This window comes from Chryseobacterium jejuense (assembly GCF_900100075.1).
Classification (GTDB): domain Bacteria; phylum Bacteroidota; class Bacteroidia; order Flavobacteriales; family Weeksellaceae; genus Chryseobacterium; species Chryseobacterium jejuense.
Window position 1 is genome coordinate 327,403 of sequence record NZ_FNEG01000005.1, and the last position, 23,286, is coordinate 350,688.

Genomic DNA, 23,286 nt, shown 5'->3' on the forward strand with positions numbered 1-23,286 from the left:
CCATTATATATATCAGCAGATATTTTCCATACAGTATCACCTACATCCCTATCAGTTAATTTAGAAATTGGGTCTTATGATTCTCATTTCATTGTACAGTATTAACCTGCTAATATAGAATAATGCATAAAAAAATATATATAAGCATAGGGCTGTTATGGAGTCTTCATCATTTTGGACAGATTGTTTTAACAACCCCTCCTACTCCTAATACCGAAGTGGCAGACCCTGTAAGTATACGCATGCTTCCAGGATTCAAATTCAGTTCAGTCAACGGTACATTTCGTGCTTACATTGGCGGGGCACCCTCTGGTAGTGGAGAAACCTATACCCCTATCACTGTAGATTATTCGTCCAATAATATTCCAGGTACCGAAAATTATATTTATACCAGACAGTATTTAGTGCCCACTACAGTTTCAGACGGATCTCTTCAGCAAATACAAAATATTCAGTTTTTTGATGGATTGGGAAGACCTAAACAGGCTGTCAGTATAAAATCTACCTCTAGCGGAAAAGACCTTGTAACTCATATTCCTTATGACGGATTTGGAAGACAGGTTGATAGTTGGCTTCCTGTTCCTATGGCCTCATTAAATGGAAATATTCAGACCGGAGTAGAAACTAGTGCGAATAGTTATTATCAGTCTAATGATATTAATGATTCCTATCCTTTTGCTCATAAAACCCTGGAAAATTCTCCACTTAATAGAGTTTTAAACCAGAATAGCCCTGGTAATGACTGGAAAAACAAACCTGTTGTTTTTGGATATGAAGCTAATGTACAGGGCGAAGTTAAAAAATATACAACAGTCACTACATGGCCAGATGGAGCTACTTCCTCTGAACTAAGCATATCTGGCACCTATGGAGAGGCACAGTTGTATAAAAATACAGTAACCGATGAAGACCATAATAAAACCATAGAATTTAAAAATGGTAAAGGACAGACTCTGTTGGTCAGAAAAGTAATCAGTTCCTCAGAAAATGCAGATACTTATTATGTCTATAATGAATACGATCAGCTGGCATTTGTTATCCCACCTTTAGCCTCCGTGGCATCAGCCGTTTCCGCTACAATAAAAGAAGATCTTTGCTACCAGTACAGATATGATGGTAGAAGCAGGCTTGTAGAAAAGAAACTACCTGGCAAAGGTTGGGAAAAGATGGTATATGATAAATCAGACAGGCTGATTTTATCTCAGGATGCCAATCTCAAAGATCAAAACAAATGGATTATTAACAAATATGATAAGTTCGGAAGGATTGTTTATACAGGATTGTTAACAGGCGGTGAAAGAGCAGGTCGACAGAATGAAATCAAGGATTTGGTAATTACTGAAGAAAGAAATACAACAGGATTTAGCCGAAATGGTATTACCGCATACTATACAGATAATTACTTTATTGGAGAAATACCAACCATTCTGAGTGTCAATTATTATGATACTTATCCTCAGGAAGCACCAGTAGTCACTACGGTTTTAAATCAGGAAGCATTACCACAGACTCAGAATTCAGAAGTGAGTACTAAAAGCCTTCCCACAGCCAGCTACACTAAGAATATTGAAAATGACAGCTGGACAAAAGTATATACCTATTATGATAAGAGAGGACGAGTAATTGCTACCCACTCTTTAAATCATTTGGGCGGATACACCAAGACTGAAAGTTCTCTGAAATTTTCAGGAGTCCCAGAATATACCCTTATTGAGCATAAAAGAACAGCCAATGACCCGAAGGTCAACATTAAGGAAACCTTTGAATATGATCATCAGGAAAGATTAGTAAGACATTGGAATCAGGTAAATGGAGGAACTCAGGAACTTCTTGCTGAAAACCTTTATAATGATCTGGGGCAATTGCGAGTTAAAAATGTAGGAAATACCGCAGGCAGCCCGCTGCAGAGTGTTAAATATGCCTACAATATAAGAGGTTGGGTGACTAAACTTAATGACCCTACCAATTTACAGAATAAACTTTTTGCTTACGAACTTCGTTATAGTAACCCAAACAATCAGTATTCAGGCTCTGCAAAATACAACGGAAACATTTCCCAGATGTCATGGACTACTCAAAATGATGCTGTACTGAGAAATTATTCTTATGAATACGATGCCCTTAACCGCCTTAAGGAAGGTCGTTTCTGGGATGCCATGAATTTAGAAAGAGGAGAATACCACGAACAGCTTACCTATGACCTTAATGGGAATATTAAAACGCTTTTAAGAAGAGGAAAGCAGCTTCCAGGATACACAGCACCAGAAGTAATGGACCATCTGGAATACCATTATGAGAATGGGGAACAAAGTAATAAGTTGTCTTATCTTAAAGAAATAGGAACCGGAAATGCCCTAAGTGGATATCCATTAGCAGCTGGAAGTACCGGAAGTACTATTACCTATGATGTAAATGGAAATATGACGACTCAGGTGGATAAAGGAATTTCTTCTATTCAATATAATTATCTAAATTTACCTGGAAAGATTACCCAAAACTCCAAAGTAACTGATTATATGTACAGAGCAGATGGAGTAAAGGTGAGAAAGGTTTTCGGAACAGAAACAACCGATTATCTGGATGGCTTCCAATATACCAATTCGATATTAAAGTTCTTCCCAACAGCAGAAGGCTATTTTAATGTTGAGACCGGAAAATATGTTTATAATTATACAGATCATCTTGGAAATACCAGATTGAGTTATTCTAAAAATGGATTAGGAGCTGAGATCATTGAGGAAAATAATTATTATCCTTTTGGATTAAAACATGAGGGGTATAATACTCTGCTAGGGAACTTTGCATATCAGTATAAGTACAACGGAAAGGAACTTCAAGAGACAGGAATGTACGATTATGGGGCAAGAATGTATATGCCTGATCTAGGACGTTGGGGGGTACATGATCCTGCTTCTGAATACCTTTCCGAATTCTCACCTTATACGTTTACTTTTAATGACCCTATTGGATTTGTTGACAATGATGGTGAATTTCCGGGACCGGCAGGTGCTATCATAGGAATATTAGCCGATTATGCAGGCCAGGTTGGCTACAATTACTTTTTAGGTGATTCAAATTTTAATCTTCGCCATGCAATGACCAATAATATAAATGGCTGGTCACTAGCTATTTCCGGAGCTACAGGGTTTGCTACAGGAGGAATAGATTCTCTAAAAAATGTTGTAACAAGTGGTGTCGGAAAACCAATATTCCAAAAAATGATTAATAATGGAATTGATATTTTAGTTAATACTATTGGAAATACTGCTGCTGATTATTTAAATACAGAGGATGGACAAGAGTATGATTTTTGGAAATCACTTACTGGAGGATTACTATCTGCCAGTTTCGAAAAGGTAATCCCAATAAAATATGTAGATAAGCTAGAACAGAAATTATTTAGGAAAATGAATATTAGTGCCAATAAGGTAGCAAGAATTAAAGATAAAATATCAAACCTTAGGAGAAATAAAACTATTCGAAAATGGACTAATAAACTCCAAGAAGCTGAAAAAGATCTAAATAGATATAACGAAGCTTGGGCTGGAGTGAAAATAGTTAATGATTCTTATAAGAAACTAGGAGCCAACTCTTTGACTAATGAACTTTTTCTTAAAGATGATTCCAAAACAAAAAAAACAGGTAACCTAATTATAGGTGAATTAACTTCAGAAAAAGATCCAAATGGGAAATAAAATTTATTCAAAGAATCAAGTTTTTATTATTGCTTTCCTACTTATAGGATTTCTATATACAACTTTTTCATTCTTTGGGTATGAAAAAACTATTAAAGAGGGTACTCAAGTTGAAACATTAGTTATAAACCAAAGCTGTAGGACCTATGAAAAACTTCAGTCAGGAGTGATGATAAGTGTAGGAGGTAAGGCATATAATGTAAAACTAGATTATGGTAATTGTATAAAGTATCCAGTGAATAGTAAAATAAAAGTTGTATATAACAAAGAGAGAGATATTTTTATATTTCCTGTTAAAACTTATAATACTGGTAGAATATACTTTTTAGGAGTTTTATTATTACTTTCTATATTACCATGGTCTTACATCTTTAGAAAAAAATAATAATTTTACCACAGCTGCGCAAAGTCTCCCGACTTTGCGCTGACAAAAAATACTGATACAAACCCTTTCGCTTGAATCAGATAAAACAAAACCACTGTGAATGCAGTGGTTTTTATATTATATTTATTCCTTTTATCCAAACTTAACATCAATATGCAACCTGTTTACTAAGTTTCATAAAATTGAATATTTCGATATTATTGTATAGCTTTTACAGGAATACTGAAATAAATGTAATTTGTTAATGCTAGCCACAAACAAGACGCCTTCACAAAGCTATTTAATTAAAACCCAGCTCAACAAAATGACAGATTTAGAATTAAAAAATATCATCAAAATATGTAATAAAGCAACTCCATCTCCATGGACTTCATATATTGAAGGAAGAGATTTTAATTCCGGATCCAGCTTTATCATGACCGGTGAAAAAGGAAGTAGAGATTATGATATAGAGTTTATTTCAATAAAACCTGAAGATCAGGACTTCATTGCTATGGCAAGAAATGTAATTTCACTATTAGTAGATGAAATTATTAAATTAAAAGGAGACCAATAAAATTAAGTCTATATTAAACTTTCAAAGTCATTTTATATTACAGATTGAACATGCCAAAATTAATAATTGTCCCCAAAGACAAAGAAGCCGAAACTGCATTAGATTATGATTTGGCAACTTCGGAACAAATTGTAGAACTCAATTTAACCAATGAAGCATTTGAAAAATTATGGAATGAAGGAGTTTTTTCTTTAATTAATAAAACATCGAATAGTAATATAGATCAATTTGAAGATGAACATATTACTGATTTAAATTATATTTCCAATTCCTTCATTGAATTAAAGAAAATTTCTGATGATATAGAAGATATCATTAAAATGTTTGAGCTCGCTATAACCTATAATACGAGTATTCATTTTTATTTTTAATCTATTTAAAATTCATACATAAGAATAAAAATAACAGGGAATGAAAAAACTCTTACTATTCATCATTGTTAATCTATCGCTGATGTCTTGTAATAAAAATAAAAAAGTAGACCCAGATCAACATAACGCTTTTGAAAAGGAACTAATATCCTCAATAGACTATGTATTGGACTCTACATATTGTAGAGGAGGCAAAGATAGAATGCTCCAAATAAGGTATCAAAAATATGAAAATAAAGATTTTATACAAATAGCTTCTGTATATGATTACAACACTGATTCATTATTTTATTGTACTGAATACAAAAACAATTTTATTGTATTTTATAATAAATAATTCTTTGAAAATAAGATTAGCCATAATACTATTAAAAAAGACTCATTATTAAAAAAATATAAAGATTTTAATGATAAATACAGAGAAGGTATCCTTTCTGAAAAAAGATGTTTTGAAATTTTCCAACTGAAAAACAATACTTTTTCTAAAACCACACATGATTCTTTTTATTATAATAACTTGTTTGCTGATCCTCCGATATCAGAACCAGTTCCAGTTTCAGCAAAATAATGAAAAAGTTTACTTATTTTGGGAAATAATTAAAGAAAATCATCTAAAATAATATTATTTTTTTTAAGTCCTTTTCTTATTATTTAAACAAAAAAGACAGCACAGTGTGCTGTCTTTTGTTATTTTAAAATATTCTCTATTAAATTAAATCAAATCTATCCAGATTCATCACCTTCGTCCAGGCTGCCACAAAATCATTGATAAACTTACCTTGTGCATCGGCACTTCCATACACTTCAGAAATAGCTCTTAACTCAGAGTTTGATCCAAAAACAAGATCCGCACGGGTAGCTGTCCATTTTGGCTGGCCAGTTTTACGGTCTGTTCCCATATACACTTCTTTTTCGTCTGACATGGCTTTCCATTGAGTTCCCATATCTAAAAGATTCACAAAGAAATCATTGGTAAGAGCTCCAGGACGACTGGTGAACACACCATGTTTTGAACCATCAAAGTTAGTATCCAAGGCACGCATTCCACCAACTAATACCGTTAATTCCGGCGCAGTAAGTGTTAATAACTGAGCTTTATCAATTAATAAAGACTCTGTAGAAACCGTGAATTTTGTTTTCAGATAATTACGGAATCCATCAGCTGCTGGCTCTAAATATCCCATAGATTCTATATCCGTTTGTTCCTGAGAAGCATCCATTCTTCCTGGTGCAAAAGAAACTTTCACCTCATATCCTGCATTTTTTGCGGCTGCTTCTACAGCTGCATTTCCTGCCAAAACAATTAAATCTGCTAAAGATATTTTCTTACCTCCGTTTTGAGCATTGAATTCATTTTGAATCCCTTCCAATACTCCCAATACTTTTTGTAATTGCGCTGGATTATTTACTTTCCAGTTTCTTTGAGGCTCTAATCTTATTCTTGAACCATTAGCTCCTCCCCTCTTATCACTTCCTCTGAAAGTAGATGCAGAAGCCCATGCCGTAGAAGCCAGTTCAGAAATACTTAGTCCTGAGTTCAAAACTTTAGCTTTAAGAGCATCAACATCAGAATCATTAACCAATTCATGGTTTACTTCCGGAATAGGATCCTGCCAGATCAATTCTTCCTGAGGAACATCTGAGCCTAAGTAACGGGCACGCGGCCCCATATCTCTGTGAGTTAGTTTAAACCATGCTCTTGCAAAAGCATCTGCAAACGCATCTGGGTTTTCATAGAAGTGTCTTGAAATTTTTTCGTAAACAGGATCTAATCGTAAGGAAAGATCCGTTGTCAACATAGTTGGTCTATGCTTTTTATTGGAATCAAATGCATCTGGAATAATTTCAGCGCCATCTTTCGCTACCCATTGGTGAGCTCCGGCAGGGCTTTTCGTTAGTTCCCATTCATTTTCAAATAAGTTTTTAAAGAAATAATTGCTCCATTGGGTTGGGGTCTCAGTCCAAGTAACTTCCAGTCCACTGGAAATAGCATCTCTTCCGCTTCCTGATTTGTAGCTGCTTGACCATCCTAATCCCTGTTGCTCAATTCCCGCCGCTTCCGGTTCTTTACCAACATGATCTGCAGGTCCTGCACCATGGGTTTTTCCAAAAGTATGTCCACCTGCAATCAAAGCAACTGTTTCCTCATCATCCATCGCCATACGTCCAAAAGTATCTCTGATATCTTTAGCCGCTGCAATCGGATCTGGATTTCCATCCGGTCCTTCAGGATTTACATAAATTAATCCCATTTGTACTGCCGCCAATGGATTTTCAAGATTTCGGGAATGAATATCCCCATCCGCTTTTTCATCGGTAGGCAAAACAGCAGCATGTCCTTCCACTACTCCTTCAGAACCATGAGCGTAACGTAAGTCTCCACCCAACCATGTTTTTTCTGATCCCCAATATACATCTGCATCCGGTTCCCATACATCTGCTCGTCCTCCTGCAAATCCAAAAGTTTTGAATCCCATAGATTCAAGGGCTATATTTCCTGTAAGGATTAAAAGATCGGCCCATGATATATTTCTGCCATATTTCTGTTTGATAGGCCATAACAATCTTCTTGCTTTATCAAGGCTTACGTTATCCGGCCAGCTGTTCAATGGTGCAAAACGTTGCTGTCCTGCTCCTGCTCCACCTCTACCATCTCCTACACGGTAAGTTCCGGCACTGTGCCAAGCCATACGGATGAATAACGGTCCATAATGACCAAAATCTGCCGGCCACCAGTCCTGTGAATCTGTCATTAAAGCATGAAGATCTTTTTTTACGGCCTCAAGATCAAGGCTTTTAAATGCTTCTGCGTAGTCGAAGTCTTTATCCATTGGATCAGACAGTGATGAATGCTGGCGCAGAAGATCTACTCTTAACTGATCCGGCCACCAATCTTTGTTTTGAGTACCTTCACCTGCTACGCTCTTGTTCATTGTTCCGTTGTGAAAAGGGCATTTACTGATGTCATTCAAATCTTTTTCCATTGTCGTTTATTTATTTTTTATGTTGATTAATACAGTTTAAGTGATTCCTCTGTTGTAAGAACATGACAAACTTACAACGTTCATTCAATAAATACAATCTATTAATAATTATTTCAACGATAGTTAAAAACTATAAAGAAACATTTCCGTCAGCATTAAAACTAAAGACACAATTGTGGTATTAAGTTAGTAATTTTTTAAATCCATTTGGTAACCTCCACTCTATTTAGAATAACTCAATGTAAGGAAGATAGGTTGGAAGAAGGAAGCTGGAGGCTGGAAGTTATGATAGACCGAAAACAACTTTAGAAGACTTATTTAAATGAAAAGAAAATATTTCTATAACGAAATCTGACATCATAAATTTTATGGATTGAATGATTCTCTCATTTTATATAAAGAAATACTATTTTTACTCTGGCTTCAAGTACCTCCAGCTTCTGTCTCCCTTCTTCCAACCCATCTTTTCAATCCCATCAAAAAAAATAACTACCTTTAATTCATCAACATAAATATTCTTCCCCATGAAAAAAATACTTATCCTCCTCCTCGCAGCATTCATTTTCATTCAGTTTTTTCCTATTGATAAAACCAACCCGCGTCCTACCCCCGGCATGGATTTTTTGAAAATAAAAAACACTCCTGAAAAAGTAGTAAAAATCATCAAGACATCATGTTATGACTGTCATTCTAATGAAACTAAATATCCATGGTATGCCAATATTTCACCGGTTTCATGGTATGTAAAAAATCATATTAATGAAGGCAGAAAGCATCTTAATTTTTCTACCTTTGCAGTATATGAACCTCAAAGACAGCTTCGTAAACTGGAAGAATGTATGGAAATGGTTGAGAAAAAAGAAATGCCGCTTGAATCTTACTATCTGGGACATCAGAATGCCAAACTAACCGATGAACAACGTACAGATCTTATTCAGTATTTCAAACAAGCCAAAGAAGATACAGAAAGAAGGATCATGTTTAATAAATAGAAGTCGTGGAAAGCTGGGAAAACAAGCATATTGTATTTTTTGACGGAGATTGTGGTGTCTGCAATTTCTGGGTTCAATGGATTCTGGAAAGGGATAAGAAAGACCAATTTATGTTTGCTTCACTTCAATCTGAATTCGGACAGCAGTTTTTATCAGAAAGAGGCTTAGAAACCAAAGTTTTCAATACTTTATACCTCTGGAAACCCAAACAATATTACTTCATAAAATCAAGAGCAGTACTTCAAATTGCCAATATCTTGGGGGGAATTTATAAACTTTCTGCTATTGGTAAAATTATGCCTGCTTTTCTGAGTGATAAAGCTTATGATCTTATTTCAAGAAACAGAATGAAACTGGCCAACCAAAAGTGTTTTCTTCCGGATCAGCATCAGAAGAAAAAATTTATTCAGGTTTAATTTCCCACAGATTTCGCAGAGGTACACAGAGGTAAAAAATCTGCGTTATCAGCAAAATCTGCGAGAAATACAATTTATTATTTAAATTTTGAGCTCTGAATCCGCCACTCATTACTCATTACTCATTACTCATTACTCATAAATTAAGTGACCATACTGAATAACTATTTGGTGGACACTGAATTTTCACCCGCTTATCTCCTTGTGTTGTCGGGTACCAGCTCGAGTGTCCTGTAAAATCTTTGATCTGTTGATTAGTCCAATTGGTATCAATCCATCTTTCCTGCCAATTTGATGATGTGTTGATATACACTATCAGTCCTGGATTTCCATTGTATCCGTTACGTCTTGCAATGTATTCATCATTATCCGTATATAAAATGGAAGTAGTTCCTGTAGCTTTATTGTTGTGAATCCAGATCAGATTGTTCAGCCTTTCCTTGTTTAACCATTCTTCATAATCTCTGTAAAAAATAGTCGGATATCCTTCATGGGTCAGAATATAAGCATAGGCTGGCATTTTATTGTTGATAATATCCGTATCATGATTAGCAACGAAGGTTACTGCTTTGTACGGATTTCTTTTCCACATCATATCGTCATTCAACACATTCAGATTACCGTTATCAAAAGCTTCATCCATTTTATAATATGCAGCAAAATCAAATACAGAACTATTGGCATTATTAGCCCACCATTCCAGTGTATTGACATTGGAATCCCATAATTCACCCACTGAAAAACCACCTACTTTAGAATTCCAGGTATTCACCACCCAAGGGCCAAATCCTTTCACATAATCGAATCTCCAGCCATCAAATTTCATTACATTTTTATAATATTTCGCCACTGAATCATCTCTTTCCCACAACCAATCCTGTACATGAGGGTTGGCATGGCATAAATCCGGAAATCCGCCAAAAGCACCTTCATCATTATTTCCGTAGGCGTTTTTATAAAAGTCATTGTAGTTTCTTTGAAATTTTCCGGAAGCAACTCCAGAGAAATTGGTCCAGGTATTAGTTCCCGTAAATGGATTGGCTTCAGATTGTCCGCCACTGTTATGATTGATAACAATATCAGCGTAAACTTGCATATTTTCTGCATGGGCTTTTGTAATTAAAGCTTCCAGCTCTGTTCTTGATCCAAATCGGGTTTCTGTACTTCCGTTCTGATTAAAATTTCCAAAATCGTAATAATCAGTAGGATCATACCCCATAGAATACGCTCCATTTTGAGCTTTTGAAGCCGGTGGAAGCCATACAGCACCAATTCCAGCATTAGACCAAACCGTTAATTTATCTTTAACAGTATTCCACCAATTGCCCCCATCGGGAACATCCCAATAAAACCCTTGTATCAAAACACTACCGCCTGGGCCGGCAACAAATTTCCCTTTTACTGATCCGGATTCGCTTCCTGTACTGAATGGTCTTCCGTCATGTTGGGTTACATTGACTATTTTATCATGTACTTCTTCCTTCTTCACGGATTCCGTACTCAATTCATCATTATTCTGGCATGAGCTAACAAGGGCTAAAGCCAATAGGGAAAGAATAAAATGTGTTTTTTTCATGGGAATAACTAATTATCAAACTATTAACTAAATTACATTTTTATTAAAAACAAATTCAAAATAAGGAGAAATATTTTAAATTTAAATAATATTTATATAAGAATAGCATCTGAAATTTTCATTAAAAAATCATAAATTTTAAAGTTTCTCGAAACAATTTTTCTTTTAATCCATATATTTGCATACTATGGAATACAATACCCAAAAAACTCAGCTTCATATGCCCGAATACGGCAGAATTATACAACAGTTGGTTGAGCGCTGCAAAGAACTTCCTACCAAAGAGGAAAGGAACGAAATGGCTATGGCAATCATCGATTTTATGGGTCAGAGAAACCCACAACTTCGCGACGAAGAAAATTATAAACATAAACTTTGGGATCATCTTTTTATTCTGGCAAACCATGATTTGGACGTAGACTCTCCTTATCCATTTCCTACCATGGAACAATTGGCAGAAAAACCTAAAAGAATGGAGTACCCAAAACTTCAGGGAGACTTTAAATTTTACGGAAAAAGTATTCTTCAATTAATAGAAAAAGCAATTGAACTGGAAACGGGTGACGAAAAAGAAGCCCTTATTGAGGTTATTGCCAACAATATGAAGAAATCCTATAATGTTTACAATAAAGAGCACGTAACGGATGATGTTATCTTCAGACATTTGAAAGAATTGTCTGAAAACAGGTTGGATCTTACAGGAATTGATTCTCTTGAAAAGAGTAAGATTTATTATACAACTAATAACAACCGAAATAATAACAATAATAACAACAACCGAAATAGCGGTAATAATAACAACAATAATAACAAGAACCAACCCAACAAAAGAAGGCATAATAACAATCATAAAAACAGAAAATAATGAGTGGAACATTTCAAATAAGAGGAGGAAAAAGACTGCAGGGTGAGATAACTCCACAAGGAGCCAAAAATGAGGCTCTACAAATTTTATGTGCAGTTCTGTTAACGGATGAGGAAGTAAGAATTAAAAACATTCCGGATATCCATGACGTAAACAGACTGATTGAAATTCTTGGGGATTTCGGAGTGAATGTTACTAAAAATGGTCATGGAGACTACACTTTCAAGGCTGATAAAGTAAACTTCGACTATGTAAAATCCAGTGAATTTAAAAAAGACGGTGCCAAACTTCGTGGATCAATTATGTTGATGGGACCTATGTTGGCTCGTTATGGTGAAGCTTATATGCCAACTCCGGGTGGTGACAAGATCGGAAGAAGAAGATTGGATACCCACTTCCAGGGATTGGTGGAACTTGGTGCTGAATTCCATTATGATGAGGAGGAATATTTCTATTCTTTAAAAGCAAAAGAGCTTAGAGGAAAATTTATTCTATTGGAAGAAGCTTCTGTAACCGGAACGGCTAATATCGTGATGGCTGCAGCTCTTGCAAAAGGAAAAACTAGAATTTACAACGCAGCTTGTGAACCTTACCTTCAGCAACTATGTAAAATGCTGAACAGAATGGGAGCTAATATTTCTGGTATCGGATCTAACCTTCTTACGATTGAAGGGGTAGAACATCTGAACGGTACAGAACATACAATGCTTCCCGATATGGTAGAAATCGGATCATGGATTGGTCTTGCTGCCATGACAAAATCTGAAATTACCATCAAAAATGTAAACTGGAACCAATTGGGAGTAATTCCTAATACCTTCAGAAAACTGGGAATTCAACTTGAGCAAAGTGGTGATGATATTTACATCCCTGCTCAGGAACATTATAAAATTCAGAAATTTATTGACGGATCTATCCTTACTATTTCTGATGCTCCGTGGCCTGGATTTACTCCGGATTTATTATCTATTATCTTAGTAGTTGCTACTCAAGCTAAAGGAAGTATTTTGGTTCACCAAAAAATGTTTGAATCAAGATTATTCTTCGTAGATAAATTAATTGATATGGGAGCACAAATCATTTTATGTGATCCGCACAGAGCAACAGTAATTGGATTAAATCAGGAATCTCCTTTAAGAGGAACTACAATGGTTTCTCCGGATATCAGAGCCGGAAATGCCCTTCTTATTGCAGCTCTTTCTGCAGAAGGGAAATCGATTATCCACAACATCGAACAAATCGACAGAGGATATGAAAATATTGATGGAAGACTGAAAGCAATTGGTGCTGACATCGAAAGAATCTAAACTTATTTTTATTACCATAGAGCGTTCAGAGAAATCTGAGCGCTTTTTTTATGATAAAATGTATTTTCCTTAGTATAAGCTTCATCAAATCAATTTTAATTGATTATCTCTTTTCTGTCTTAAAATACATAATCTTGCGAGTAAACTTTGCGTCTAAGAAAGTAATAAAGGTTCTTTTTATGACCACCCCTCCACTGGAGGGGGAATTCTCACTCCTTCAATTGGGATAATTGTCAGGATTGGAAGTTTTTATAGGTTAATATTTACTCTTCATTTTAAATATCTGCGTAATCCGTAGAATCTGTGGGAGAATAAAAAATTATTTAATGCAAAATAAAAAGTGCCCGGTAAAAGAACCGGACACTTTGAGTAATTAAAACTATATGAATCTCCCCTAAGAATACTTTCGGCAGAAATACTCCACCGTTGTATTCAAAAGTTTATTTTTATTCAGATAAACCTCAAGCTGATGATAGTCATCTAAATTTGCATTAATATATAATTGTACTGAACCAAAACTGTATCCGTTTACATATTCTACGTTTGCTGATAACACTCTGTGACAAATACCCAATTGATTATGGATGGTATGCATTAAATGCTCAAATTTCATTTTGCCATTCAACTCTATTTCCAATAACAATTCTTTTTTAGGCAGATTCAGTGTATTTTGAAAAACCTGCAAGCTTGGGTTAGGTGTAATCATCTCTAAACATTTTTGGGTTAATACTCAGATCATATTGCGTTCTGCATTTAAATCTGTCACAAAAATATAAAAAAATATTAGTCCACCAAATTAGTAGACTAATATTTTTAAAAATTTAACATAAAAAAAAGCCATTACAGCTTCTCTATCTATTTTCATTCAATTTCGGAAAAAATATAAGGTCAGGAAGCCTGAAGCTGGAGGTAGGAAGTCATTAAGTTATTAAAATCAAAATACTATTTTTATCAAACTTAGGTCTTTCTTAATTTTAGGTCCAGACTTCAGAGATTGTATGTCTAATAGTAACTTCCAGCCTCCCTCATCCAGCTTCCTTTCTAATCTTTTTAAAGGTCTCCTACCCTTTCCAATTTTTCCGATCCGGCCAATCCATTGGGATTACAACCAGGCTCTCCTTCAGGAACTTTCAGATTTTTCTTAGTATAAAATTCTTCCCAGAATGCATTAGTCTTTCCCGTCTTGGGATCTATGAACGTCATAGGTTCTAATGTAAAAATATGATCGTTGCGAAAAGCTCTTTCCACAAAATCTGAACAGTAATAAGAACTTTCATCCAAAATATAATTGAAATTATATGGCTTTCCCAGCATGGAATACGCCTTTTTGACCGCTTCAGGAATGGACTTTTGATATTCAGGTTTCAGGCGGTATACAATAATATCTTGCTGATCTTTTTTCTGATCCTCCATAAAATCCTTTAGATTTTGCTTTTGTGAGCCTCCTTTTGGAGTCGCGTGCAGAACATATATTTTATTTCCTTCTTTTTCAAGAATCCCGATGTGATCAAAAGAAGCTGTCTTTTGTTTTTGGGTAACATTATTAATAGCGCCTGAAAGTCCGGTTTGTTTTGCAGTTACAAAAAGTAAATCGCCATTTTGAAGTTGTATTGAACCTTGATAGGAATTACACTGCATCAACACTAGTATTACAAGAGAAAGCAGGCCTGTAACAATTCCTTTTTTAATTTTTTTATTGAAAATCATTTTAATTTCCGGTATTCTGATTGTTATTTCAAGGCAAAATTACAAAATAGAAATCATTACATTTGTGAAGAATATTACCTCATCTTTACCCCCACAAAACCCTTCACACATTCTTATGCCTCATATTTTATTAGTAGAAGACGATGACAGACTTTCCAAGCTTATCACAAAAGGGCTTCAGGAAGCTGAATTTGAAGTAAGCACAGCCTATGACGGATCAACAGGATTGAAACTGGCATTGCAAAAAAACTATGATCTGGTAGTTACTGATATTGTTTTGCCTAAAAAAGACGGTCTCGAATTCTGTAATGAAATAAAGGCTCTGAAACCTAATCTTCCCGTGGTAATGCTTACCGCATTGGGAACTACAGATGACAAATTGGAAGGATTTGATGCCGGTGCTGATGATTATATGACCAAGCCGTTTGAAATACGTGAATTGGTTGCAAGAATCAATGTTCTTTTAAAACGTTTTTCACAACAGAGGCAGCAAAAAATATTTGTGCTTAAATACGAAGGCATTGAAATGAGCCTGGAACAAAAAACAGTAAGCAGAGATCATATTTCTATAAAACTGACTCCAAAGGAATTTAATCTGCTCAAATTTATGATGGAAAACTCAGAGAAGGTACTTTCCAGAAGTGAAATTGCAGAGAAAGTATGGGAAACTCATTTTGATACTGGGACCAATTTTATTGATGTCTATATCAATTATCTGCGAAAAAAAATCGATAAGGATTTTGAAAATAAACTCATCCACACCAAAGCTGGAATGGGTTTTATTCTGAAAAAAGACTACGAAACGGGAAATTCTTAATACGGTAAAAGTGTAATTTTCGTCAACATGAAGATAAGAACAAGGCTTACCCTGCTTTTTACGTTAATCACGGCTATGCTTTTAGGGTTTTACAGTATCACCATTTATTATTCCTCAAAAGAAGCCCGGGAAAAATCTTTTTACAGCGAACTGCAGAATGAGGCTATTGCTAAAGCTGATTTATTCTTCCAAAGTTCTTTGCCGGAACAGGAAATGCATAAGCTGTATAGAAACAACAACAGAACCCTTAATGAAGTTCAGGTGGCTATCTATGATTCAAACAAACAACTTGTTTATCATGATGATGCCAAAGTGGATTATGTAAAAGAAACACCTCAAATGCTTTCTCAGATATTTGAGAAAAAGAAGATAAGTTTCTTTATGGAAGACTTGCAGGTTGTTGGGATGACCTACCATCATAATGGAAATACCTACGCTGTTACAGCTGCTTCCTATGACAAATATGGATATGAATACCTTACTCATCTCCTCACCATCAGTATTGCTTCTTTCATCAGTATTTTATTATTAATTTATCTGGCCGGAATATTTCTTTCTAAAAAATCATTGAGCCCACTGAGCGAAATGGTCAGTCAGATAAAAAGAATTACTGCTGGAAAATTGCAGCTGCGTCTTAAAACCACCGGAGAAAAAGATGAGCTTAACGAGCTGGCTCAGAATTTTAACGGAATGCTTGAACGCCTTGAAAATTCTTTTGATTCGCAAAAATACTTTGTATCTAATATTTCTCACGAACTTCGGACTCCACTTTCCGCTATTATTACAGAGCTGGAATTAGCCTCGAAAAAAGAATTGACTAAAGAAGAATACCAGCTTACCATTCAATGCGCTTTAGAAGACGCTCGTAATATGGTTAAATTATCCAATAGTTTAATGGATCTTGCTAAGGCTAGTTATGATCCTAACGAAATCAGCTTTTCTGAAGTGCGGCTTGATGAAGTTCTTCTGGAATCCTATACCAAAATTATCAAAGAAAATTCAGCCTATAAAGTTTCCTTGAATATTGATGATGCCGTAGAAGAACATCAGCTGATTATACAGGGAAATGAGTATCTACTACAGGTTGCTTTTAATAATCTTATTGATAATGCCTGCAAATATTCCCCAGAACATTTATGCTCTATAGATGTTCAGGCAGATACCGAAAAATTGTATATCAGTTTTATCAATACCGGAATTATTATTTCCCAAGAAGATCTGGCCCATATTTTCGAGCCTTTTTATAGAAGCGAAAATTCCAGAAATGAAAAAGGTCATGGAATCGGACTTTTCCTTACTGAGAAGATTATTCACCTTCATCAGGCAGTCATTAAAGTTACTTCAGAAAACAATAAGACTGTTTTTATGGTGATTGTTAATATTGAAACAACTTAACAGCTACCTTTTTAACCATTAAGAAAATATTTAAAGATATTTATTAGAAGAATGCTTCATTCAAATTTATTTGAATCTTAACTTTTCTTAAAACCTTATACCCCTTAATGGTTTTTAAATATTAATATCTTTTAATTATGAGCTGTAGCTGTTTTATTGAAAACTGTAGTTCCTATGCTTGCGGCAATGACACAGCTAATAGAGATCCACTGTAAAAAAGACAATTCTTCGGCAAGAAATACTAATCCCGAAAGGGCTGCAAATGCAGGTTCCAGACTCATCAGAATACTGAACGTTTTTGCAGGAAGCTTTTTTAAGGCCATCATTTCCAACGAAAAAGGCAAAGCACTTGACAGGATGGCTACTCCCAACCCTTTTACAAAAATAGAAGGTGTAATATTGAAAACAGCACCATCCCAAATGGTAAAGGGAATAATCACAAGACTGGCAAATAGCATTCCTGTGGTAACAGCGTCTTTGCCATCCATTATTTTAGAAACTTTTCCACCCATTACAATATATAGCGCCCAGAATATTCCTGCCAGAAAGGCAAGCCCAAGCCCAACAAGATCTATATGATCACTTTTCCACGGAACAATAAGTAATATTCCTACACAAGCTAATAATGCCCATACTACATCCAAAAGCTTACGGGACAATGCCAACGCAAGAAATAAAGGTCCTGCAAATTCTACAGTAACAGCCAAGCCCAGAGGAATCCTTTGGATCGCCATATAGAAAATAAGGTTCATAGCTGCCAGCCCTGTTCCATACATGGCACAATACTTCCATTTTTGTGGAGTAAACTCTAAAAATTTGGGCCGATTGATGATGGTAAGCAGAATTGCAGAAAGTACAATCCTCAAAGTAACGGTTCCAATAGCTCCAATTGCCGGAAAAAGCTGCTTGGCAATTGACGCTCCACCCTGTACACAGATGATCGCTAAAAGTGTAGCTGGAATCGCTAAGTTTGAATTTTTCATTTCTAAAATATATAATTTATACAGACAACTTTTGGTTGGAAACCGGGGATAAAACAAGCTTTATCTACAAAACTGTAGTATCAAGCTCATTTTTCGCCAAATGTATTGAAATTTTATCTTAAAATGGGGTTACAGATCAGAACTTAAACTCCAATCTGTAACCATTAGTCAATCTATGCATAACTGTAAATCATCACATTAAACTGAAATACAATCAATTAAAACAAAACCTCACTCACAATCTTATAGTGATACTTCATCATTGATAGTATCAAATGATAACATTAACGATATAAGTCTTTATTAAAAAAACTCTCATCATCATTTTCTCTAATAACTTTCTAATAATATTCTAAAGTCTTTCTAACGGCCTTTCATCAGAAGTAGAAATACCTTTGCAGCAAATAGAAGTCACTATGGATACTGGTCCGTCACATTATTACAACAACTAAACATTCAGCAAAATACTTTTCTGTATGCACTGAATGCTATAAAAAACAGAAAAGTTATGAATACCTTAGAATTTACACTTCGTCTCTTCACCGCATTCGCCTTGGGTGCCAGCATAGGTTTTGAAAGACAATGGCGTCAAAAAAGCGCCGGTCTCCGAACCAATACCTTAGTTTGCCTTGGCTCTGCAGCATTTGTTCTTCTTTCTATCCGGATCGGAGGTGATGCTACCGGCAGAATAGCTTCTTATATCGTTAGTGGTATTGGCTTTCTGGGAGGAGGTGTTATTATGAAAGACGGTCTTACTGTAAGAGGTCTTAACACTGCTGCTACCATCTGGTGTTCTGCCTCCGTAGGAGCACTCTCCGCCCTGGGACTTCCTCTTGAAGCTGCTATTACCAGTGGTTTTATTATTCTCACCCATCTTATACTCCGTCCATTAGGAGTAAAACTCGGCAACAATATCAGCAGTAGAAGTCATTATACTGAATATTTGCTAAGCATTAATTGTAAAAGCGAGGTAGAAAATCATATCCGGGTACAACTCATGCAATCATTGAGTGGAAATGATAAAGTCCTGTTGAAATCTCTTACCAGCGATGATAATGGCATTCCGGAAAATGCTATTATCACAGCAGAAGTTCACGCTTCTACTCCACAGGACAGTTTTATGGAAAAAACAGCAAGCCGGCTTACCATTGAAGATAAAGTCATCAAGGTAAGCTGGGAAATTATAGGTACTGAAAACGATTTATAACAATTAAAGCCATGTTAAAAAAATCTTCCAACAAAAATCTCAATTCAGCCGCTCTTGTCAAATTGAAAGAAGCCGCTTCAGAGAACGAAAAAATGGTTTACGCTATGCTTGAAACTTCAGAAGAAGGCCTTAGCGAAAATACGGTAAAAGACCGTTTAAAAATTTATGGTAAAAATGAAATTGCTACTCAAAAAGCGCCCTCATGGCTGAAGCAGTTTGCCCATTCTTTCTTTAATCCTTTTAATTATATACTGGCCTGCATTGCTGTCATTTCTTTATTCATTGATGTTATTCTCGTTCCTGAAGGAGAAAAAGACCTCAGTACGAGTATTATTATTTCAGTAATGCTTCTTTTCAGTACTGTTTTAAGATTTATTCAGGAATTCAGAAGTAATAAAGCAGCAGAAGCATTGAAAAAAATGGTAAAAACCAGCTGTCTTACCAAAAGAAAATTTAGAGAAAATGAAGAAATAGAAATCACGGAAATAGTTCCCGGAGACATTGTAATCCTTTCTGCCGGAGATATGGTTCCTGCCGATTGCAGAATATTGAAAAGCAAAGACCTTTTCATCAGTGAATCTATTCTCACAGGAGAAGCATTACCTGTTGAAAAAAATGCATTCCCAATCCGTGATGCTAAAAGCAAAAATCCGCTCACCCTTCAAAACATCTGTTTTATGGGAACCAATGTGGTAAGTGGATCTGCAACTGTTGTAGTGACTAATACCAGTATTTTTACTTATTTCGGAAGCATCAGCAGAAGCCTTGCTTCTAAGAGACCTGAAACGGCATTTGACATAGGAGTCAATAAAGTAAGCTTTTTGCTGATCCGATTTATGCTGGTAATGACTCCCATTATTTTCCTTATCAACGGAGTGGTAAAAGGAGATTGGATGCAGGCTTTATTATTTGCCATTGCAGTAGCTGTAGGCCTTACTCCTGAAATGCTGCCGATGATTGTGACCGCCAACCTGGCCAAAGGCGCCGTTAACATGAGTAAGAAAAAAGTCATTGTTAAAAGATTGAATGCCATCCAGAATATCGGAGCTATGGATATTCTCTGTACTGATAAAACCGGAACGCTTACCCTGGATAAAATCGTTCTGGAAACCCATCTCAACGTACGTGGCCTTGAAGATGATGAGGTATTAAAATGGGCTTACCTCAACAGCTTTCATCAAACCGGACTTAAAAACCTGTTAGATCAGGCTGTTTTGGATCATGCAGAAGTTCATAATCTTATGAAAGCTGATGAACTCTATCTGAAAGTAGATGAGATACCCTTCGACTTTGAAAGAAGGAGAATGTCCGTCATTCTGAATACCTCAAAAGGAAAACACCTTATGATTTCAAAAGGAGCAGTAGAAGAAATGCTTTCTTTATGTAAATATGCTTTAGATCCTGGTGATGACCACAGTCTTCATATTGAGAATGATAATATTATTCCTTTGGATGATCTTATGAAGGAAAAAATCATCAGAATGTCTGAAAAGCTCAATGCAGAAGGACTTCGTGTTTTACTGGTGGCCATCAGAGAATTTGAAGGAGATCATCCTCTCAATTATTCTGTTGCAGACGAAAATCACCTCATCCTTACTGGCTTTATAGGGTTTCTTGACCCTGCAAAACCCTCTGCAGAACCAAGTATCAAGGCTTTACATAAATTAGGAATTGAAGTAAAAGTAATTACTGGTGATAATGATATCGTTGCTAAAAAAATATGTCATGATGTAGGAATTCCTATCAATACGATCATGCTTGGTGACGAAATGGAAGACATGAGTGATGAAGACCTGAGTAAAGATATGGATTCATACTCTGTTTTTGCAAAGGTAAGTCCGTTACAGAAGCAGCGTATTGTAAAGATACTAAGATCCAAAGGACATACGGTCGGATTTATGGGAGACGGAATTAATGATGCCGCTGCCATTAAAGAAGCTGATGTTGGAATTTCCGTAGATACCGGAGCAGATATTGCCAAAGAAAGTGCAGATATTATTTTGCTTGAAAAAGACTTAATGGTACTTAGAAGCGGTGTTATTTATGGCCGAAGAACATTTGGAAATATCATTAAATATATAAAAATGACGGCTAGTAGTAATTTTGGAAACATGTTCAGTATGATTGGGGCCAGCGCATTCCTTCCGTTTCTGCCTATGCTTCCCCTCCAGATTTTGACTCAGAATCTTCTATATGATATTTCACAATCTTCCATTCCCTGGGATACAATGGACAAAGATTTTTTGGAACAACCTAAAAAATGGGAAGCTGACAGTATCAAAAAATTCATGCTTTATATAGGACCTTTAAGTTCCATTTTTGACTATATGACGTTTGCTGTAATGTTTTTTATTTTTAAAGCCAATACACCCGAATATCAAAGTCTATTTCAGACGGGCTGGTTTGTAGAAGGACTACTTTCTCAAACGTTGATTGTCCATATTATAAGAACCAAAAAGATCCCGTTCATCCAAAGCTGGGCCGCTGCACCTGTTGTTGCATTGACAAGTTTAATCATGTTGATCGGAATCCTGATTCCTTTCACTCCATTGGCATCATACCTGAAAATGCAGCCTTTACCTTTAACCTATTTCCCTTATCTGATAGGAATTCTTACAGGCTATTGTATTCTCACTCAATTTGTGAAACAATGGTTCATTAAGAAATTCGGACAATGGCTATAAAGTGTCAAAAGTACCATCCTTTCTAATCATTTTCTAATAGCATTCTAAAGGTTCTCTAACCGGCTATCAGAAAGGATAGAAATACTTTTGCAACATCAAAAAAACAAGTATTAAAAGGCATTACAAACAAATGTCACCTTATATTGAATAAAACGAAAATTAGAATTAAATTAGTGGTTATAAACATCTTATATGAGAAAAGCTGTATTCACAATAGTACTTTTGACATTTATTACCTCTTGTAAAAATCCCAAAAGTGAAGACTCTCAGGATCAGGACCTCCTGGTAAAAGGAGACAATGTAATCATTCCTGAAAGCAATCCTGTATTCAAAAAAATAAAAACAGAAGTGGTTTCTGAGCAGGAACATAGTGACGGAGTGGTTTCTGCCGGCACCATTCAGGCTATTCCCAATCATTATGCCGAAATTGCCAGTCCTTTTTCCGGAAGAATTACAAAATCTTTTATTCAGCTTGGGCAAAATGTTTCAGCCAACAGCCCACTCTTTGAAATTCTTTCTTCTGATTATTTTTCGGTTCAGAAAGATTACACAGATGCCCTGAATGATGTACAGCTTGCGGAGAAAAATTACAGACGTCAACAGGATCTTGTAAAACATGGAGTTGGTATTCAAAAAGAACTTGACGAAGCGGAGACCGATTTCAAAAATAAAAAAACATCACTATCCAATGCTTCATCTGCTTTGAAAGTATACAATAGCAAAGGCGGTGGTATCGGAAGCCCTCTTATTGTAAGAGCTCCAATCAATGGAGAAATTATTTCCAATAAAATTGTCAATGGGCAGTTTCTCAAAAGTGATGCCGATCCTGTCATCATCATTGCTGAATTATCCAAAGTATGGATTTCCGGAGATGTAAAAGAAAAAGACATTCGTTTTGTCAATATTGGAGATCATGTTTCTGTAAAAGTAAGTGCTTATCCGGATAGAAGTATTACCGGAAAAGTATATCACATCAATGAAGTGGTAGATGAAAGCACCCGAAGTATAAAAGTTCTTATCGAATGTGATAACCCTGATAGAAAATTAAAACCAGGCATGTATGCTACCGTTAATTTCTCTACAACTCCTGAAAAAACAGTAATGATTCCAATCAGTGCATTAATGCAGCAGGACAATTCTCAGTATGTGTGGATAAAAACAGGAAAGAATCAGTTTGCCAAACGTTCAGTAACTACCGGAGAAGCAGATCAGAAAATGGTAAGGATTACTTCCGGATTAAAAGCAGGTGATACAATTATGACCGAGGGTGGAATTTATATGCTGGATGCAAAATAATGTAAAATGAACTGATGTAAAATGTACAATACATATTCTTTCATGTACTG

At 35.6% G+C, this 23,286-nt stretch carries 19 protein-coding genes; 14 read left to right on the top strand and 5 right to left on the bottom strand.

The genetic code is table 11. The features are described from left to right. Positions 1-122: 122 nt before the first annotated feature. The 5 genes from BLS98_RS16700 (at position 123) to BLS98_RS16720 (ending at position 5,344) form a co-directional block, all read left to right on the top strand. Positions 123-3,695, top strand: coding sequence for a DUF6443 domain-containing protein (locus BLS98_RS16700; RefSeq protein WP_089737650.1), 3,573 nt, complete (start codon positions 123-125; stop codon positions 3,693-3,695). Further along, the gene (locus tag BLS98_RS16705) at positions 3,685-4,080 is read left to right on the top strand and encodes a hypothetical protein (protein ID WP_089737651.1); all 396 of its coding nucleotides are present in this window, start codon (positions 3,685-3,687) and stop codon (positions 4,078-4,080) included. The genes BLS98_RS16700 and BLS98_RS16705 overlap by 11 nt, the downstream gene beginning before the upstream one ends. Positions 4,081-4,384: 304 nt before the next feature. Then, the gene (locus BLS98_RS16710) at positions 4,385-4,636 is read left to right on the top strand and encodes a hypothetical protein (protein WP_089737846.1); all 252 of its coding nucleotides are present in this window, start codon (positions 4,385-4,387) and stop codon (positions 4,634-4,636) included. A gap of 50 nt (positions 4,637-4,686) precedes the next feature. Then, complete coding sequence (locus BLS98_RS16715; RefSeq protein ID WP_089737652.1) at positions 4,687-5,007, top strand: hypothetical protein; 321 nt, start codon at positions 4,687-4,689, stop codon at positions 5,005-5,007. 40 nt (positions 5,008-5,047) lie between these two features. Next, positions 5,048-5,344 carry a hypothetical protein gene (locus BLS98_RS16720; RefSeq protein ID WP_089737653.1) on the top strand — a complete coding sequence of 99 codons (297 nt, stop codon included), beginning with the start codon at positions 5,048-5,050 and terminating at the stop codon, positions 5,342-5,344. 370 nt (positions 5,345-5,714) lie between these two features. On the opposite strand, the gene katG is transcribed toward BLS98_RS16720, so the two are convergent. Further along, the gene (gene katG, locus BLS98_RS16725) at positions 5,715-7,991 is read right to left on the bottom strand and encodes a catalase/peroxidase HPI (RefSeq protein WP_089737654.1); all 2,277 of its coding nucleotides are present in this window, start codon (positions 7,989-7,991) and stop codon (positions 5,715-5,717) included. Positions 7,992-8,515: 524 nt separating this feature from the next. Between katG and BLS98_RS16730 the strand changes: the two genes are divergently transcribed. After that, positions 8,516-8,983: a heme-binding domain-containing protein gene (locus tag BLS98_RS16730; protein WP_089737655.1), complete on the top strand. Its 468-nt coding sequence runs from the start codon at positions 8,516-8,518 to the stop codon at positions 8,981-8,983. 5 nt (positions 8,984-8,988) lie between these two features. Further along, complete coding sequence (locus tag BLS98_RS16735) at positions 8,989-9,399, top strand: thiol-disulfide oxidoreductase DCC family protein (protein ID WP_089737656.1); 411 nt, start codon at positions 8,989-8,991, stop codon at positions 9,397-9,399. A gap of 136 nt (positions 9,400-9,535) precedes the next feature. Here the strand turns inward: BLS98_RS16735 and BLS98_RS16740 are convergent, their stop codons facing one another. Further along, positions 9,536-10,975, bottom strand: coding sequence for an alpha-amylase (locus BLS98_RS16740; protein WP_089737657.1), 1,440 nt, complete (start codon positions 10,973-10,975; stop codon positions 9,536-9,538). Positions 10,976-11,162: 187 nt separating this feature from the next. On the opposite strand from BLS98_RS16740, the gene BLS98_RS16745 reads away from it, so the two are divergent. Next, entirely contained in the window at positions 11,163-11,840 is a 678-nt protein-coding gene (locus BLS98_RS16745; protein ID WP_089737658.1) for a DUF4290 domain-containing protein, read from the top strand. Next, positions 11,840-13,147: a UDP-N-acetylglucosamine 1-carboxyvinyltransferase gene (gene murA / locus BLS98_RS16750; protein WP_089737659.1), complete on the top strand. Its 1,308-nt coding sequence runs from the start codon at positions 11,840-11,842 to the stop codon at positions 13,145-13,147. Before BLS98_RS16745 ends, murA begins: the two co-directional genes overlap by 1 nt. A 394-nt stretch (positions 13,148-13,541) precedes the next feature. On the opposite strand, the gene BLS98_RS16755 is transcribed toward murA, so the two are convergent. Then, positions 13,542-13,853, bottom strand: coding sequence for a cysteine methyltransferase (locus BLS98_RS16755; RefSeq protein ID WP_089737660.1), 312 nt, complete (start codon positions 13,851-13,853; stop codon positions 13,542-13,544). 344 nt (positions 13,854-14,197) lie between these two features. Continuing rightward, a complete protein-coding gene (locus BLS98_RS16760; RefSeq protein ID WP_089737661.1) occupies positions 14,198-14,854 on the bottom strand; it encodes a YiiX/YebB-like N1pC/P60 family cysteine hydrolase in 657 nt (218 codons plus the stop codon). 115 nt (positions 14,855-14,969) lie between these two features. On the opposite strand from BLS98_RS16760, the gene BLS98_RS16765 reads away from it, so the two are divergent. Then, complete coding sequence (locus BLS98_RS16765) at positions 14,970-15,671, top strand: response regulator transcription factor (protein ID WP_089737848.1); 702 nt, start codon at positions 14,970-14,972, stop codon at positions 15,669-15,671. Between the two features lie 27 nt (positions 15,672-15,698). Beyond that, positions 15,699-17,066: an ATP-binding protein gene (locus BLS98_RS16770; protein WP_089737662.1), complete on the top strand. Its 1,368-nt coding sequence runs from the start codon at positions 15,699-15,701 to the stop codon at positions 17,064-17,066. A 131-nt stretch (positions 17,067-17,197) separates the two neighbouring features. Here the strand turns inward: BLS98_RS16770 and BLS98_RS16775 are convergent, their stop codons facing one another. Next, a complete protein-coding gene (locus BLS98_RS16775; RefSeq protein ID WP_089737663.1) occupies positions 17,198-18,049 on the bottom strand; it encodes an EamA family transporter in 852 nt (283 codons plus the stop codon). A 508-nt stretch (positions 18,050-18,557) separates the two neighbouring features. On the opposite strand from BLS98_RS16775, the gene BLS98_RS16780 reads away from it, so the two are divergent. The 3 genes from BLS98_RS16780 (at position 18,558) to BLS98_RS16790 (ending at position 23,236) form a co-directional block, all read left to right on the top strand. Next, positions 18,558-19,256: an MgtC/SapB family protein gene (locus BLS98_RS16780; RefSeq protein WP_089737664.1), complete on the top strand. Its 699-nt coding sequence runs from the start codon at positions 18,558-18,560 to the stop codon at positions 19,254-19,256. 11 nt (positions 19,257-19,267) lie between these two features. Next, entirely contained in the window at positions 19,268-21,940 is a 2,673-nt protein-coding gene (mgtA, locus tag BLS98_RS16785) for a magnesium-translocating P-type ATPase (RefSeq protein ID WP_089737665.1), read from the top strand. Between the two features lie 192 nt (positions 21,941-22,132). Further along, positions 22,133-23,236 carry an efflux RND transporter periplasmic adaptor subunit gene (locus BLS98_RS16790; RefSeq protein WP_089737666.1) on the top strand — a complete coding sequence of 368 codons (1,104 nt, stop codon included), beginning with the start codon at positions 22,133-22,135 and terminating at the stop codon, positions 23,234-23,236. The last annotated feature ends 50 nt before the right edge of the window (positions 23,237-23,286 follow it).